This window comes from Neorhizobium sp. P1_A6 (assembly GCF_056406795.1).
The window spans coordinates 240,707-256,947 of sequence record NZ_JBFTZM010000006.1; the positions used below are offsets into that span (position 1 = coordinate 240,707).

Here is a 16,241-nt window from a genome sequence, read left to right on the forward strand (position 1 = left end):
GGATGCGCCGGATCGGTCAGATCAGCTTTTCGAGCGTGATCGGCAGGTCGCGGACGCGTTTGCCGGTCGCGTGGAAGACCGCGTTGGCGATTGCCGGCGCGACGCCGACGATGCCGACTTCGCCGACGCCCTTGCCGCCCAGCGCCGAGGCGCCGTAATCGGGAATGCCGACCGAGATCACCTCGATATGCGGCACGTCCGCATTGGTGGGCACCAGATAGTCGCCCATGTTGTTGTTGACGGTGCGGCCGTTGCGCTGGTCGACGAGACCTTCCTCGAGGAGCGCCTGGCCGATGCCCATGATGATGCCGCCCCGCCACTGGCTTTCGACCAGCCGCGGATTGTAGAGCCGGCCGCAATCGAAGGCCGAGACGATGCGGGACACCCGCACCGTTCCAAAATCCTCATCCACCCTCACTTCGGCGAAATGGGCGCACCAGCTATGCATGGAATATTCGCCCATGGTCGGCCCCTGAACCTTTACCATGCTCGTCCAGGCCTGATGCTGCTCCTGGGCGGTAGCACCTTCCGGCAGCGTATTCCTCAGGATCTCGATCTCGTCGCGACCGAGCGCCGCCATCAGTTCCGAAAGCGTGAGCGACGGACCCTGGTCGCGGGGAACGGCAATGCGGCCGCCGCTGAAGGTCAGCGTATTGGCCCCGGTATCGCGCAGCGGCGATTTCTCGTCGTTGAGCGCCAGTCCGATCAGTTCGTCGCGGGCCGCCGTCGCCGCCTTGTGCACGGCACCGAGGATCGAGCCCGCCAGCATCGAGCCGCCGGCAATCGCCGAGCCCGGCAGCCGGGAATCGCCGAGATGGACCTCGACCTGGTCGACGGGAATGCCAAACACTTCGGCTGCGGTCTGGGCAAGGATCGTATAGGTGCCCTGCCCCATGTCGATCGCACCGCTGACGACCTCGACACGGCCGTTGCGCAGGATGCGGATCATCGCCTCGCTCGGCGCCTGGATGACCGGGAACGTGCCGCAGCCGATGCCCCAGCCGATCAGGGTTTTGCCGTCGCGCATCGAGCGTGGTTCATGGCTGCGCCTCGACCAGCCGAAGGCTTCGGCCCCTTCGGTCAGCGCTTCGCGCAGCCGGCGGGTCGACCAGGGTTTTCCCGACTGGTAGTCGTGGTCGGCGTAGTTTTTCAGCCGCAGTTCGAGCGGGTCCATGCCGAGTTTGTAGGCGAGCTCCTCCATCGCACTTTCGATGCCGAACGCGCTGGGGTTCTTGCCCGGTCCGCGTAACGCACCCGGTGTGACGGTATTGACCGGCACGACCCGATGCTGCGACGAGAAATTCTCTATCCTGTAGAGGATCGGCGTTGCGGCACCGGTCTGCTCGGGCCAATCCGCGTAGGTGGAGGTCTCGCTGGCGCCGCGATGGACGATCACCTGCAGGATGCCGTCTTCCGTCGCGCCGATCTTGATCCGCTGGCGTGTCGCAGCGCGACCGCCATAGTTGGTGAAATTCTGCGGTCGCGTGAGCGCAAGCTTGACCGGCCGGCCGAGCTTCCTGGACGCGAAAGCAGCCACCGCGCCATGGGCGAGCGCCGCCCCCTTGGAGCCGAACCCGCCGCCGATGAACGGCGAGATCAGGCGGACGTTTTCGTAAGGAATGCCGAACCATTCGGAATAGCTGCGCGCCATGCCGTGAGACCATTGGCTCGGCTCCCAGACCGTGATTTGGTCGCCATCCCACTTCACGGTCAGCCCATGCGGCTCCATGGCGACGTGATATTCACGCGGCGTCGAATATTCGCCTTCGATCTGAACCGGTGCTGCCGCAAGAGCGGCCTCGGCATCACCCCATCCGGCGGTAAGATTGTCCATCACCTTGCCTTCGCCAGCCGCCGTATCGTTGAAGCTCGCGACATGCGGCGCCTTCTCATAGGTGATGCAGATCAGCCTTGCCGCCTCGACCGCCTGTTCGCGGCTTTCCGCGACGACGGCGGCGATCGACTGACCATTGTACTGCACCTGCCGCGGCAGCGGATAATACGGCTGGTTTTCCGGGCGATTGCCACCCCAGTCGGAGGCGACCAGGAGACCCATATCGTCATCCGGCGTCAGCACCATCAGCACGCCCGGGGCCGCAAGCGCCTTTTCCGCATCGACCGAAATGACGCGGCCGGCCGGAATCGTGCTCTGCACGAGAATAGCATAGACAAGGCCTTCGGCCGGATATTCCAGCGCATAGGTCGCGCCACCGGTGACCTTCAGATTGCCTTCGAAGCGTGTTTGACGACCGCCGACAGTCCCGTCTGAGGCATCGCCGTGTTTGCGGGGTTCCATGATGGTCATACGAGACCTCCAACTTTCAGGATGGCGCGGGCGACAACGCGCGGCGCAAGTTCGATCTTGTAGTGATTGGCGCCATGCGAAACGGCACCTTCCATGGCGAGCCGGCTCGCCGCCTCGACGGTTTCCGCGCTGAGCACCTTGCCGACCAGCGCCTGTTCGACGTTGCGAGCCCGCCACGGCTTGGTGGCGACGCCGCCGAGAGCGACGCGGATATCGCGAACCGTCTTGCCGTCCGCTTCGAATTCCAGCCCGACTGCGGCACTCGCCGCCGCAAACTCGTAGGACTGGCGGTCGCGAACCTTGAGATAGATAGAGTTCTTCGCCGCCGCCGAGGCCGGAATGGTGATCGCGGTGATCATCTCGCCGCGCTGCAACGCGGTTTCCCGCTCCGGCGTATTGCGCGGCGTCAGGAAAAAGTCGTCGACCGACACCGTCCGGCCCCCGAGATCGACCACGGCGTCGAAGGCGGCGAGCGCGACTGCGAGGTCACCCGGATAGGTGGCGATGCAGGCATCGCTGGTACCGAGGACAGCGTGGTTGCGGGTGACGCCGCCAAGCGCCGAACAGCCGGAGCCGGGATTGCGTTTGTGGCAGGCCGGAAACACGTCCGGCTCGCGGAAATACGAACAGCGTGTCCGCTGCAACAGGTTGCCGCCGATCGTCGCCATGTTGCGGAGTTGGGCGGAGGCCGCCAGCGACAGCGATTCCGAAACCGCCGGGAAAGCGGCGCGGATGCCTGCGTGATCTGCAACCGCGCCCATCTTGGCAAGCGCACCGATCGTGGCGCCGCCGGCATCGAGGGTGATCCCGCCGAGCCCGGAAAGGTGGGTGATGTCGATGACCGTTTCCGGCTCCATCACGCCGCATTTGGCGAGATCGAGAAGCGTCGTGCCACCGGCAAGCAGCGCTGAACCGGCCTGGAGCGCCGCCTGCCGGGCTTCATCGGCAGACGAGGCGCGGAGATAGGAAAAGTCTCTCATCACGCCATCTCCGCCGCTTCGCGCACCGCCGCGACGATGCTGTTATAGGCTCCGCACCGACAGAGATTGCCGGACATGTATTCGCGGATTTCCTCGTCGGATTCCGCATGGCCTTCGCGGATGCAGGCGACTGCCGACATGATCTGGCCGGGCGTGCAATAGCCGCATTGGAACGCATCATGCTCCACGAAAGCCGCCTGGACAGGATGCAACTCGCCGTTTTCCGCGGCAATCCCCTCGATCGTGGTGATCTGCCGGCCTTCGACCTGGGCTGCGAGCGTCAGACAGGAAAGCACACGGCTACCGTCGACATGACAGGTGCAGGCGCCGCATTGACCCTGGTCGCAGCCCTTCTTGGTGCCGGTCAGCGCGAGATGTTCGCGCAGCGCATCGAGCAGCGTGACACGCGGTTCGACATCGAGGTCGTACCGCCTCCCGTTGATATCGAGCGAAAGATGGATGGTTCGTGTCATGGATCAAGCTCCTGCCATTGTCACGAGAATGAGAACTTTAAAGCCTGGGACGGACTGGCCAACTGGCTGCGATGCCCTAGATGATGTTCGGCGAGAGAAGCACCGGCACATTTCGGCATGACATCCGTCCCCCTCTGGACTAAGAAGTGGAAGGCACTCCAGATAAACGGAGGCGCCTCCGTTTAAACTAGTGGCTTACTGATTTTCGTCAAGCCCTCATTTGCCTGGAGCAATATTTTGGCCTCGGCCGAGCCGAAGACGACATCGCCCGCATCGACCAAGCTTCGCGCCGATGCCCGCCGTAACCGCGACAGGCTGATCCAGGTGGCGGCCGCAGCCTTTGCGGAAAATGGCGTCGAGACCTCGCTGGAAGATATAGCACGCCAGGCTTGTGTCGGCATCGGCACCCTTTACCGGCATTTCCCGAGCCGCGAGCATCTCGTGGAAGTGGTCTATCGACGCGAACTCGAAAGCCTCGCCACGGCTGCCACCGAACTTGCCCAAAAACATCCGCCGGATGTTGCGCTCGAGGAATGGATGCGTCGTTTCGTCGGCTACATCGCCACCAAGCGCGGCATGGCCAACAGCCTGCGCATTCTCATGACATCGAACTCCTCCCTTTTTTCCGAGGGCTCGGGCCTGATCCGCGGCGCTTTGGAAAGCCTGTTGAAGACCGCCGGCGACAAGGGATGTATCCGCAGCGACATCGAGACAAGCGATCTCCTGCACGCGCTGTCCAGCATCTATTCGATTCCAGAATCGCCCGAATGGCGTGAACGGTCGCATCGCCTGATCGGCCTGTTGATGGACGGCCTTCGGACCCGCCGATAACACCCGCTCGATGCCTCGGATCTGCTCGGAAACGGCCCGTCGGATAGGCTAGATTTCGCATCTCGTTTGAACGGAAAATCAAGCAATCCTCGATTGACAGGTATCCTGTTACTACGCCGGCCCGATTCCAATATTATTGTTATAAAATAAACGGATAGCACAGGTATATTTTCGAACTTTTAGCGCCGAAAATCATCAAAAATCGTTGTACAATATCAAAATTCAATCTGTCGTTAAAGAGTTTGACCTTAATCTTCCGGCAACCGCGTGACCGCCATCCGGTGTAGCGCAAGAGCCGGTATGAGACCGGTTCTCTTCCCACACTGCCAGATATCAGATCTGCGCGTGAAAACGCGTTGCCTCATTCGAGGCTTCACCAATCCGGAGCCGAACCTCATGTCCCGTCTCTCCATTCGCAGCTCGCTCATCGCCGTCTTCGGCGCGATTGCAGCTCTCGTCGCCGTTCTCGCCTGGGCGGCCATATCCTCGCTCTCCAACGTCGCCGGCAATCTCAATACGATTTCCGAGAACTCGATGCCGAGCGTTCAGGCTTCGAAGAATATCGAGACGGCCATTCTCGGAATGACGGTCGCCTATATGGGCCATCTCACCACCACCTCGGACTTCGGCATGGAATCGGCGGAAAAGCTGATCGCCCAGCAGTCCGATGCGCTGAAGGTCGCTCTCAACGCCTACAGGCCGCTGATTTCCAGCGATCAGGAAAAGCAGATCATCGACCAGATCCAGGCCGGCATCGACAAATACATCCTGAACGGCCAGAAGATGCTGGACTTCTCCCGCAAGGCTTCGGACGCCCGCGCCCGTGTCGAGATGGAAAAGATGCGCATCACCATTCAGCCAGCGATGGAAGCCGTTACCAAGCTGGTCAAGTCGAACACGGATGAGGCGGCCGTCGAAACCGCAAAGGCGAAGACGACCTACTCCACCGCGCTCACCACGATGGAAATCATCCTCGGCGTCGTTTTCCTGCTGATCGTCGGCGCCGCCGTCTACGTGTTGTCCGGTATTGCCCGTCCGATCCAGCGCATCACCGCTTCGATGAGCGGTCTTGCCGCAGGTGACACCGCCACCGAAATCCCCTTCGCCGGCCGCAAGGACGAAGTCGGCGCCATGGCCGGCGCCGTCGAAGTGTTCCGCCAGGCCGCGATCTCCAACAGGCAGCTTCAGGAAGAGGCCGAGGAAGCCCGCGCCCACGCCGAAGCCGACCGGATTCGCCTCCAGGAAGAGGCGGAAGCCTCGGCCCAGGCCCGCCTGCACGAAGCGACCTCCGGCCTTGCCGCCGGCCTGCGTCGCCTTGCCTCCGGTGACCTCGCCTTCCAGCTCAACGAGCCTTTTGCTCCGGATTTCGAAGCGCTGCGCGAAGACCTGAACTCCGCCGTGTCCCGTCTCGGCGCCGCACTCTCGGAAGTCGCCGGCTCGGCCCAGTCGATCGACAGCGGCTCGCGTGAAGTCAGCCAGAGCGCCGACGACCTTTCCAAGCGGACCGAACAGCAGGCAGCCTCGCTTGAAGAGACCGCCGCAGCCCTCGACGAAATCACCGTCAACGTCTCGAACTCTTCCAAACGTGCGGACGAGGCGAAGTCCATCGCGCTGCAGGCAAATTCGAGCGCCGCCCAGTCGGGGGCCGTGGTCGCCAACGCCGTCGACGCGATGCAGCGCATCGAGCAGTCGTCCAGCCAGATCTCCAACATCATCGGCGTCATTGATGAGATCGCCTTCCAGACCAATTTGCTGGCGCTGAATGCCGGCGTCGAAGCGGCCCGTGCCGGTGATGCCGGCAAGGGGTTTGCGGTTGTCGCCCAGGAAGTCCGCGAACTCGCCCAGCGTTCCGCGAGCGCCGCGAAGGAGATCAAGGACCTCATCCGCAAGTCGGGCGCCGAGGTTCAGAACGGCGTCAAGCTGGTGCGCGAGACCGGCGACGCGCTGAAGACGATCGAATCCCACGTCGTCACCATCAACGAGCATATCAGTGCGATCGCCACCGCCGCCCGCGAACAGTCGGTCGGACTTGCCGAAGTCAATTCGGCCGTCAACCAGATGGACCAGGTGACACAGCAAAACGCTGCAATGGTCGAGGAAACCAATGCCGCCGGCGCCAATCTCGCCTCGGAAAGCACGAAGCTGCGCGATCTCCTCACCCGCTTCAAGCTCTCCGAAGGCGGTCAGCGTTCCGGAATACAGCAGCGGCCGGCTTACGGCTCCGCTCCTGCCCCGGTCGGCCGCAACGCCGTCCCGCAGGAATCGCCGGCCCGCCGCCTTGCACAGCGCGTCAGCAAATCCTTCGGCGGCGCCGCGGCTGCCGCAACCACGGAATCGCAATGGACCGAATTCTGATCCGCTGATCGAAGCTCAACTTTAACTGTCGCTCTTCGACGGCCCGGCCTCTGCCATCTGGCGCAGAAGCCGGGCCGTTTCGTCATTGGCGGGAAAGAAGGATTCGACCGCCAGTTCCGACAGCGTCACATCGACCGGGGTTCCGAAAACCGTCGTCGTCGAGATGAAGGATAGCAGTCCCGCCTCCGTCCGCAATTCCATCGGCACGGCGATACCCGCATAGTCATGTTTCGCCGCCGCTTTCGGCGTATCTTCCGGCACCGGATAGCCGGAAAGCTCTTCCAGCAATGCCCTGAGAACGCGGTCACCGGTCGCGGCGATCTGCTGGCGGAGCCGTTCGAGCAGGTGACTGCGCCACTCGAAAAGATTGGCAATGTGAGGCGCAAGCCCCTGCGGATGCAGGCTGAGCCGCAGCACGTTGACCGGCCCCTCGATCAGCGACTGGTCCGCGACATCACCAAGCAGCGGCGCCACCGCGGCATTGGCGGCCACCAGCGTCCAGTGCCGGTCGACCGCGAGTGCCGGGAAAGGCTCGTGGCCCTTCAGCACCATATCGATCGCTAGACGCGCCGGCTGAAGTGCCGGATCGTCCAGCTTGCGCTCGGCAAACACCGGCGCAAAACCGGCGGCGAGCAGCATCGGATTGCGCTCGCGGAGCGGCACCTCAAGCCGCTCCGCGAGATGCAGCAGCATGTCGCGGCTGGGGGCCGCCCGCCCGCTTTCGAGGAAGCTCAGATGACGCTGCGAGATTTCAGCCTCCAGCGCCAGGTCGAGCTGGCTCATGCGCCGGCGGCGGCGCCATTCGCGCAGGAAATCACCGAGGGGGCGGGCGGGTGCGAGGGTCGTCATGCGGCAGCGGGAACCTGATCGAGGAAACCGCGGACCGACTTCAACCGGCCGTTTTCCAGGACGGCGAAATCCGTGCCCTTGATCAGCGCCTCGCCGTCCACGGGACCAAGCTCCCAGGAAAAGCGCAGATTGTCGTCGTAGCCGTCGGGCGCGCCAAGCAACGTGAAGCGGAAACCCGGAAACCGCGCCTGGACGCCTTCGACCAGGCGATCGACACCCTCATGGCCCTCGCCGCGCATCAGCGGATCGACGTAAAGCCCGTCTTCCGCCCAGGTCTCGGCGATCATCGCCTTGCGGCGAACGGCATCCGTTTCGTTCCAGATGGCGAGATAACGTTCGGCATTGGTGTTCGCATCGGTCATGTCTTTTCTCCTTGAGATCGCCCTGCTCGTTGCAGGCAGGGCGAACATGCCGGAGCGGCTGCATCGTCTCAATTACGCGGCAGGTAATAACTATCGCGCCGAAAGCGCAAGTCTCGCGCCGAGCACCACGAAGGCGCCGGCGAAGATACGGCGTATCCAGGCAAGGATATTCGGCCGCGAGATCACGTGGTTCCGCACCGAGGCAGCAAACAGGCCGTAGAGGACGAAGACGCCGAAGGTCATCAGCATGAAGACGAGGCTGAGCTCGGTCATACGCAGAACCGGCGCGGCTTCGTCATGGGCGACGAACTGCGGCAGGAAGGCGAAGAAGAAGATCGACAGTTTCGGATTGAGCAGATTGGCAAGGATTGCCGAGCCGATGACTTGGCCAACGGATTTTGGCGTCCGGTCCGCCTCCACGGTCAGCGCCCCCTTTTCCTTCAGAACCTGCCAGGCCATGAACAGCAGATAGGCGACACCAAGATATTTGATGATTTCGAAGGCCAATGCGCTGGCATGCAGCAGCGCCGCAAGGCCCGAGACCGCCGCAATCATGTGCGGCAGGATGCCGAGCGTACAGCCGAGCGCGGCAACGAGGCTTGCTCGCGCGCCTCGCGACAGGCCGGCGGCGAGCGTGATCAGCACTCCGGTACCGGGGGAAGCGACGACGATGAAGGAGGTGATCAGGAATTCCGGGCTCATGGGCGATCCTTTCGAGATGTTTTCCCACAGCTATCGGAGAGCGCCACATCGATCTTGAACGAAATTGCAGGCGGACGATTGCCTGGATGCGGCGGCGAACCTATCGTCGCGCAATCTGATTGCGGACCCGACCTCATGACCTCTTCTCCCAAAGACATCGACATCGGCTACGACGTGCCGGCCGCCATCGGCGATAAGATCGCCGACATCCAGACGCCGGCGCTGATCATCGATCTCGATGCCTTCGAGCGGAACGTCGCGCGGATGAAGGATCACGCCGAGGCGATGGGGGTGCGGCTTCGCCCGCATGCCAAGACCCATAAATCAGCGGACGTGGCGCTCTACCAGATCGCCAACGGCGCCGTCGGCATCTGCTGCCAGAAAGTATCCGAAGCGGAAGCGCTGGTGCGCGGCGGCGTGACCGACGTGCTGATCGCCAACGAGGTGGCCGATCCGAAGAAGATCGATCGGCTGGCGCGGCTCGCAAAGAGCGCCCATGTCTCCGTCTGCGTCGACGATCCCGCTGTCGTTGCGACACTTTCGGATGCCGCCACCCGGCATGGCGTCACGCTCGACGTGCTGGTGGAGATCGATTGCGGCGCCCGTCGCTGCGGCGTGTCGCCCGGCGCGCCGGCCGTCGAACTGGCGAAAGCCGTTGCAGCAGCGCCGAACCTCGCCTTCGCCGGCATCCAGGCCTATCACGGCAGCGCCCAGCATATCTACGATCCGGTGGAGCGCCGCGCCGCGATCGACAAGGCGATCGGCATGGCGCGGGAGACGGCCGAGCTGCTGCGCGATGCGGGGCTGGAGCCAGCGATCGTCACCGGGGCGGGAACAGGCACCCACAACCTCGAGGGCTCATCCGGCGTCTATAAAGAGATCCAGCCCGGTTCCTACATCTTCATGGATGCGGATTATGCCCGTGTCCGCTCGACCGAAGGCAACGGCGTGGTCGGCGGTTTCGAACACGCGCTGTTCGTGCTGACCTCGATCATGAGCAAGCCTGCCTCCGGCCGCGCCATCTGCGATGCGGGCCTGAAAGCGCACTCGATCGACAGCGGCCTGCCGACGGTGTTCGAACGCCCCGACCTCACATTCGCCAGCGCATCGGACGAGCACGGCAAGATCGAGGACCCGCAGGACACACTGACGCTCAACGACCGGCTGCGCCTCGTGCCGGGTCACTGCGACCCGACCTGCAATCTCTACGACTGGTACGTCTGTGTGCGAAACGGCCGCGTCGAGGCGCTCTGGCCGGTCACCGCCCGCGGCAAGCTTTATTGACCGCCTAAAAGCGGTGGATGCGCAGGCCCAACACCTTTTCCGAGATGACCACCACCGCCATCGTCAGCACGATCGAGCAGGTCGAGACGGCCGCCGCTTCCGGCGTGAAGTTGGTGCGCAGGTAATCGAACAGCTGGATCGGCAGCGTCGACATGCCAACCCCTTTCAGCATGAAGGAAATGGTAAAGACGTCGAACGAAATGATGAAGGCGAACAGGCAACCGCCGATGACGCCCGGCTTGATCAGCGGCAACATGATCCGCCGGAAGCGGGTGAACCGCCCTGCCCCGAGGCTCTGCGCCGCAAGGCTCCAGGCCGGATCGTAGCTTTCCATCGAGGCCGACACGTTGATGAACACGAAGGGCAGCGTGATCAGCACGTGGCCGACGATCATGCCGACCAGGTTCTGCGTGCCGAGGCCGACCGAATAGACGAAGAACAGCAGCGAGATCGCTGTCAGCACTTCCGGCAGCAGCAGCGGCGCCAGCATGGCGACCCGCACCGTTTCCTTCAGCTTGCCGGCATGGGTCACGTAGAACATCGCCGCCATCGTGCCGATGACGCCGGAAATCACCATGGTCAGTGTCGCGATCCACAGCGAGGTGCGGATCGCCCGCATGAACACCTCGTTGTTGAAGAACACGAGATACCAGCGGAAGGAGAGCCCCTGCGGCGGGAAGGTAAGGAAGGCGCCGGCATTGAACGAGGCGATGACAACGACCGCGATCGGCGCCAGCAGGAAAGCGTAGATGATCAGGCAATAGACGGTGAAGAAGGGTTTCGACATGTCTCTATGCCTTCCATTTCATGACGGTCAGCCGCCCGAAGATGACGACGAAGATCGCGCCGGTGACCGACAGCATCAGCGCCAGCGCCGAACCGAACGGCCACTGGAACGTGTCGATCAGCGCATCCACCACCGTCACCGCCATGGTTTTCACGCGCAAGCCACCGATCAGCGACGGCGTCACATAGGCGCTGAGCGACAGGACGAAGACGAGGATGCAGCCGGCCTGGATACCCGGCAGCGACAGCGGCAGGGTGATGCGCCGGAAGGAGGTGACCTTCGACGCGCCCAGCGACCGGGCCGCCGCCTCGAGCGACGGATCGATGCCCTGGATGGCGCTCATGATCGGCAGGATCATGAAGGGCAGGAAGACATGCACCAGCGCGATGATGATGCCGAGCGCATTGTACATCAACGGCAGCGGCCCATCGATCAGCCCCCAGCCGGTCAGGGTGCGGTTGATGATGCCGTTATTGCCGAGCAGGATCGTCCAGCCATAACTGCGGATGACGATGCCGACGAGCAGCGGCGAGAGCACCAGCGCATAACCCAGCGCGCGGAAGGTCGAGGCCCCGCGAGCCAGCTGCCAGGCGACGGGATAACCGAGAACCAGGCAGATGAAGGTCGTCAGGAAGCCGATCCACAGCGTGTTGATCACCTGTTGGATGTAGAAGAAGTCCGAGAAGAACTTGCCGTAATTGCCAAGCGTGAAGCCCGGCCCATAGGGCGTGCCCTGCCCCGGCATACGGAAGCTCATGACGACGATATTGAGATAGGGCAGCACGAGGAACACGCCGAGCAGGATCGCGGCAGGCGCGATCAGCAGCAGCGGTCCGAACCTTTTCCTGGGCGGGACAATCATGCCACGGTCCCTAGCGGCCAGAAGCGATCGGACGGCGCATGCACCAGCACTTGTTCGCCATCGGCAAACCGGGTGCGTGGAAACGTCTGGACGTTGACGACAGCGCCGGTCGCAAGCTCCAGCCGGTAGTCGACGAGACTGCCGGAATAATAGCTCGACAGAACCTTGGCCGGCGCCCCTGTGGAGCCTGAATTGATCGGCAGCAGCTCGACCGCTTCCGGACGCAGAGCCAGCATCAGCTCGGCACCATCGGCGAAATCTCCGCTGACCGGCACGTCGCCGAAGGCAGTCGATACGACGCGGTTGCCGACCTTGCCGCGAATGATATTCACCTGCCCGACGAACTCGGCGACTTCCAGATTGGCGGGCCGCTCGTAGATATCCGATGGCGTGCCGATCTGGGCGATGCGGCCGCCGAACATCACGACGACCCGGTCGGACATGGTCATCGCCTCGGCCTGGTCGTGGGTGACGTAGACCGTTGTGATACCGACGCGGCGCTGCAGATCGCGGATGAAGACACGCATCTCCTCGCGCAGCTTGGCGTCGAGATTGGCGAGCGGTTCGTCGAGTAGCAGGATCTTCGGCTCGATGACCAGAGCGCGCGCAAGCGCCACGCGCTGCTGCTGGCCGCCGGAAAGCTGGCGCGGATAACGCTCCGAATAACCAGTAAGCTGCACCATATCCAGCACCTTGGCGATGCGGGTGCGGATCTCGTCCTTTGGAAGCTTCCGCATCTCGAGCCCGAATGCGAGGTTCTTTTCGACCGTCATATGCGGAAAGAGGGCATAGTTCTGGAAGACCATGCCGATATCGCGCTTTTCGACCGGCACATGCACCACGTCGCGCCCGTCGAAGCGGATTGCGCCTTCGGTCGCATCCTCGAAACCGGCGATCATCTTAAGCGTCGTCGTCTTGCCGCAACCGGAAGGTCCGAGCAGCGAGATGAACTCGCCCTCGGCTATCCTGATCGAAATGCTGTTGACCGCGGGACCCTGCCCATAGTCCTTGGTCAGCTTTTCGATGCTAACCTCTGTCATGAAATTCCACTTTCCATTTGAAGAGCCGGACCCCGAAAAAGCCGATCATGGCCTGCCCTCATGGCAAGCCATGATCGCAGTTGGGGAAATCACTTGACGGTCTTCGCCCAGCGTTCGGCGAGCTCGCCCTGCTTTTCGTTGACGAAGTTCCAGTCCCAGGTGAGGATCTTGTCCATGTCCGCGCCGGAAACCGGCACGTCGACCTTGAGATCGGCCGGCACAACCACCTTGGAATTGGTCGGCGAGATGAAGAACTCCTTCATCATCATCCCCTGCACTTCCGGCGACAGCAGGAAATTGGCGTACTGGTAGGCCAGTTCCTTTTCCGGAGCATTGGCAAGGATGTTGATGGTCTGGTCGAACATGAACATCCCTTCCTCCGGGATGATGCAGTCGACCGGCAGGCCCTGGCGGCGCAGGCGAGCGATCTCGCCGAAGTCGAAGGGTGCGACGACAATTTCGCCGGAGGCGAGGCCCGTCGACATGTTGAAGTCCACCTGGATCACTGAGCCGAGCTTCTGGAGAGCCGCGAAACCGGCATCGACATCATACTGGTCCTTGCCGAAGATCTTCGAAAACAGCAGCAATTCCATCTTGCCGGCGCTGTTGGCGAAGTTGTAGAGGCCGATCTTGCCCTTGAATTCCGGATTGTTCCAGAGATCCTTCCAGGACTTCGGCTTGGTCTTCACGAGGTCCGTGCGGTAGCCGATGCCGATCGGCGAAACGGCGCCGATCGCACCCCAGCCATCGGTCTTCTTGGCGAGCGGATAGAGGTCGGCGTAGTTCGGCAGCTTGGTGAGGTCGAGCTTTTCGAAAAAGCCTTCCTTGCGCAGGCCGGACGCGAAAACCTCGTTGGTCATCACGATCGAATAGGGAGGCTTGGCGGCACCCGCCGCACGCAGGTTGGCGCCCCAGACGCGGCCGTTGCCGACGTCGAGGGTCACGGCAGCGCCGGTCTGCTTGGTGAAGGCAGGACCGACGGTCGAACGCCAGTATTGTTCCCACACCCCGCCGAGCGTCGGCACGACCAGCGCCTTCCCTTGAGCCCGCGCCGGAAGACCGAAAAGTCCGGCCGCAGCGAGTGCACCCATTCCGGCAAGCGTTTGCCGCTTTGTCAAATCCATCATGTTCAGTTCCCCTTGTTGCGGTCTTTCGAGACCTTGCTGTGCCGGCGGTTCTCCGCTTCTGCGCACGAAATTGGTCGGTGATCAGCCTTTCGAAAAAGCCTGCTTCGTCTTCAGGTCGATATATTCGCCATAGGTGATCGGTTCATATTTGGCACCACCCTTTACGAACGGGGCCAGGCACTCGATCACCGTATCCTTCGACGGATTGAGGAAGAACGGGATCGACTGACGGCGGGCAGTGCCCTTGAAACCGGTCGGTGGATTGGCGACGCGGTGCGGTGTCGAGACCCATTCGTCATTCGTCCAGCGCATGAAGGCATCGGCGATGTTGATCACATAGGCGCCCTCGATCGACGGCGCGTCCAGCCAGTCGCCGTTGCGGTTGCGCACCTGCAGCCCACCGGCAGAGGCCTCCGAGCGCAGGATCGTCATGAAGCCGTAGTCGGTATGCACGCCGGCACGCATCTGGCCCGGCAGCGGAGATTCTTCCTGTTCCGGATAGTTGATGACGCGCAGCGCCGAGAGATGGTTTTCGAAAGAGGGCTCAAAATAATCCTGATCGAGCCCGATCGCCTGGCAGAAGATGCGGCGCATGTGCCTGGCGAGGGTTTCCATTTCCTTGAAATAATCGCGAAACGCCTGCTCCAGGCCATCCGGCCTGTCCGGCCAGGCGTCGCCGGGCAGGTTCTCGCCGAAGTTCAGGCTTTCCTTGTAGTCGCCCGGCGTCTTGATGCCGAGCGTGGCGGCAAGCGCCTCTTCGGCGATCGGCGAAAAAGCGACGCCGCCCATAACGCCGGCGCCGCGGCCTTGGGTCTTCTTCCAGTCCTGCGGGTAATCAAAGAAGGCGCGGGCGAGATTGTAGAGCCTCGACGTCACCTCGGGCGAAACACCATGGCCGGTCACGAGAAAGAAGCCCGTGTCGCGGCAGGCCGTTTCGATCGTCTTCACGACGGCGGCAGCGCCTGCCTCGTTGCGGATGAAGGGGCCGACATCCACCACCGGAATGCCGGGAGCGGCATCATGGGATGACGCAGGATTGGCGCTCGTTAAGGACATGCCTTCCTCCAATTCACATCTGACAAACAGATGTTGACAAAAACATCTGTTGTTGTCCATATCAAAATGAACGAAGTTGCAATGCGGTTCTCGACCCAAGGACGATCGACGAAACATGGATGACCTTGCGCCACAGGAAGCGGCCGTCCTGGCAATCATCAAGGACAACCCGTTCGCGGGCCAGCAGGAGATCGCCACCATGCTCGGGCTGGCGCGCTCGACGGTCGCCGCCCACATCGTCCAGCTGATGCAGAAGGGCTACATCCTCGGCCGCGGTTACGTAATGCCAGCCGAGACCCGCGCCGTCTGCATCGGCGGCGCCGTGCTCGACCGTAAATACCGCGCCAAGCAGGAGTTCGTCTTCGAGACTTCGAACCCGGTCGACGGCGTGCGCAGCCTCGGCGGCGTTGCCCGCAACGTCGCTGAAAACCTCGCCCTTCTCGGCACCACGACCAGTTTCGTCTCGATCGTCGGCGACGACGAAGGCGGCCGGGCGGTGGTGAAGCACATGCGCGATCGCGGCATCGATGTCAGCCAGATCATCACCACCACCGAGCGCCCGACGGCGGAATATGCCGCTATCCTCGACACCAAGGGCGATCTTGTGCTCGGCATTGCCGACATGAGCATTTTCGACTTGCTGCTGCCGAGCCATATCGAGCGCATCTGGCCACATCTCGCCGCTGCAAGCTGGGTGTTTTCCGACTGCAACCTGCCGGCTGAGACGCTGGCCGCCCTCATCGCCAAGCGCCAAGGCGCCCGTTTCCGGCTGGCGATCGACGCGGTCTCGACACCCAAGGCAGCCCGCCTGCCAAAAGATCTCACCGGCGTCGATCTGCTGTTCATGAACATCGATGAGGCCAACGCGATCCTCGGTCGCAAGGCGCATGAGACGATCGACGACGCCAAGGACGCAGCGCTTGCCCTGCAGGCGGCCGGTGCGCACGAAGCGGTCGTCACCATGGGTCCGCGCGGTATCGCTGTGGCTGGCACCGAAGGCGCCAAAACCTTCCCGGCAGTCCATGCCCGGCCGGTCGATATCACCGGCGCCGGCGACGCGATGATAGCGGGCACGCTGCACCGGATCCTGCACGGCGAGGACACCTACAATGCGGCCCGCACCGGCGCACTGCTCGGCACGCTGACCACCGAAAGCACCGCAAGCGTCCATACGGACCTGTCCGAACGCTTCCTGGAAGCCAATATGCACCGATTGGCCGGCTGACCT

Annotated in this window: 15 protein-coding genes; 4 read left to right on the forward strand and 11 right to left on the reverse strand. The window is 62.7% G+C overall.

Annotation, left to right across the window (positions count from 1 at the left end; all coding sequences use genetic code 11):
• Positions 1 to 16: 16 nt before the first annotated feature.
• Genes AC1D3C_RS14870 through AC1D3C_RS14880 form a run of 3 tightly spaced genes read right to left on the reverse strand, consistent with a single transcriptional unit; the run spans position 17 to position 3,758 of the window.
• Positions 17 to 2,305, reverse strand: a complete 2,289-nt coding sequence (locus AC1D3C_RS14870; protein ID WP_477483410.1) for a xanthine dehydrogenase family protein molybdopterin-binding subunit — start codon at positions 2,303 to 2,305, stop codon at positions 17 to 19.
• Complete coding sequence (locus AC1D3C_RS14875) at positions 2,302 to 3,285, reverse strand: FAD binding domain-containing protein (RefSeq protein ID WP_477483411.1); 984 nt, start codon at positions 3,283 to 3,285, stop codon at positions 2,302 to 2,304. Before AC1D3C_RS14875 ends, AC1D3C_RS14870 begins: the two co-directional genes overlap by 4 nt.
• Positions 3,285 to 3,758, reverse strand: coding sequence for a (2Fe-2S)-binding protein (locus tag AC1D3C_RS14880; RefSeq protein ID WP_477483412.1), 474 nt, complete (start codon positions 3,756 to 3,758; stop codon positions 3,285 to 3,287). Before AC1D3C_RS14880 ends, AC1D3C_RS14875 begins: the two co-directional genes overlap by 1 nt.
• A 237-nt stretch (positions 3,759 to 3,995) precedes the next feature.
• Here AC1D3C_RS14880 and AC1D3C_RS14885 point away from each other — a divergent pair, with 237 nt between their 5' ends.
• On the forward strand, positions 3,996 to 4,589 hold the full coding sequence (locus tag AC1D3C_RS14885; RefSeq protein ID WP_477483413.1) for a TetR/AcrR family transcriptional regulator: 594 nt from the start codon (positions 3,996 to 3,998) through the stop codon (positions 4,587 to 4,589).
• Positions 4,590 to 4,985: 396 nt separating this feature from the next.
• The gene (locus AC1D3C_RS14890) at positions 4,986 to 6,944 is read left to right on the forward strand and encodes a methyl-accepting chemotaxis protein (RefSeq protein WP_477483414.1); all 1,959 of its coding nucleotides are present in this window, start codon (positions 4,986 to 4,988) and stop codon (positions 6,942 to 6,944) included.
• A 21-nt stretch (positions 6,945 to 6,965) separates the two neighbouring features.
• Here AC1D3C_RS14890 and AC1D3C_RS14895 read toward each other — a convergent pair whose 3' ends face one another.
• From AC1D3C_RS14895 to AC1D3C_RS14905, 3 genes are all read right to left on the reverse strand, one after another.
• Positions 6,966 to 7,793 carry a helix-turn-helix domain-containing protein gene (locus AC1D3C_RS14895; protein WP_477483415.1) on the reverse strand — a complete coding sequence of 276 codons (828 nt, stop codon included), beginning with the start codon at positions 7,791 to 7,793 and terminating at the stop codon, positions 6,966 to 6,968.
• Entirely contained in the window at positions 7,790 to 8,155 is a 366-nt protein-coding gene (locus AC1D3C_RS14900; protein ID WP_477483416.1) for a nuclear transport factor 2 family protein, read from the reverse strand. The genes AC1D3C_RS14895 and AC1D3C_RS14900 overlap by 4 nt, the downstream gene beginning before the upstream one ends.
• Positions 8,156 to 8,245: 90 nt before the next feature.
• Positions 8,246 to 8,857 (reverse strand): LysE family translocator, encoded by a 612-nt coding sequence (locus tag AC1D3C_RS14905; protein WP_477483417.1) that lies wholly within the window; start codon positions 8,855 to 8,857, stop codon positions 8,246 to 8,248.
• Positions 8,858 to 8,992: 135 nt separating this feature from the next.
• On the opposite strand from AC1D3C_RS14905, the gene AC1D3C_RS14910 reads away from it, so the two are divergent.
• A complete protein-coding gene (locus AC1D3C_RS14910) occupies positions 8,993 to 10,141 on the forward strand; it encodes a DSD1 family PLP-dependent enzyme (RefSeq protein ID WP_477483418.1) in 1,149 nt (382 codons plus the stop codon).
• Positions 10,142 to 10,145: 4 nt separating this feature from the next.
• Here AC1D3C_RS14910 and AC1D3C_RS14915 read toward each other — a convergent pair whose 3' ends face one another.
• From AC1D3C_RS14915 to AC1D3C_RS14935, 5 genes are all read right to left on the reverse strand, one after another.
• Entirely contained in the window at positions 10,146 to 10,928 is a 783-nt protein-coding gene (locus AC1D3C_RS14915; protein WP_477483419.1) for an ABC transporter permease, read from the reverse strand.
• 4 nt (positions 10,929 to 10,932) lie between these two features.
• Positions 10,933 to 11,790 (reverse strand): ABC transporter permease, encoded by an 858-nt coding sequence (locus AC1D3C_RS14920; protein ID WP_247031110.1) that lies wholly within the window; start codon positions 11,788 to 11,790, stop codon positions 10,933 to 10,935.
• Positions 11,787 to 12,830, reverse strand: coding sequence for an ABC transporter ATP-binding protein (locus tag AC1D3C_RS14925; protein WP_477483420.1), 1,044 nt, complete (start codon positions 12,828 to 12,830; stop codon positions 11,787 to 11,789). The genes AC1D3C_RS14920 and AC1D3C_RS14925 overlap by 4 nt, the downstream gene beginning before the upstream one ends.
• Positions 12,831 to 12,919: 89 nt before the next feature.
• Positions 12,920 to 13,957: an ABC transporter substrate-binding protein gene (locus tag AC1D3C_RS14930; RefSeq protein ID WP_477483421.1), complete on the reverse strand. Its 1,038-nt coding sequence runs from the start codon at positions 13,955 to 13,957 to the stop codon at positions 12,920 to 12,922.
• Between the two features lie 81 nt (positions 13,958 to 14,038).
• Positions 14,039 to 15,013 (reverse strand): isopenicillin N synthase family dioxygenase, encoded by a 975-nt coding sequence (locus AC1D3C_RS14935; protein ID WP_247031113.1) that lies wholly within the window; start codon positions 15,011 to 15,013, stop codon positions 14,039 to 14,041.
• A 115-nt stretch (positions 15,014 to 15,128) separates the two neighbouring features.
• Here AC1D3C_RS14935 and AC1D3C_RS14940 point away from each other — a divergent pair, with 115 nt between their 5' ends.
• Positions 15,129 to 16,238 (forward strand): carbohydrate kinase, encoded by a 1,110-nt coding sequence (locus AC1D3C_RS14940; protein WP_477483422.1) that lies wholly within the window; start codon positions 15,129 to 15,131, stop codon positions 16,236 to 16,238.
• The last annotated feature ends 3 nt before the right edge of the window (positions 16,239 to 16,241 follow it).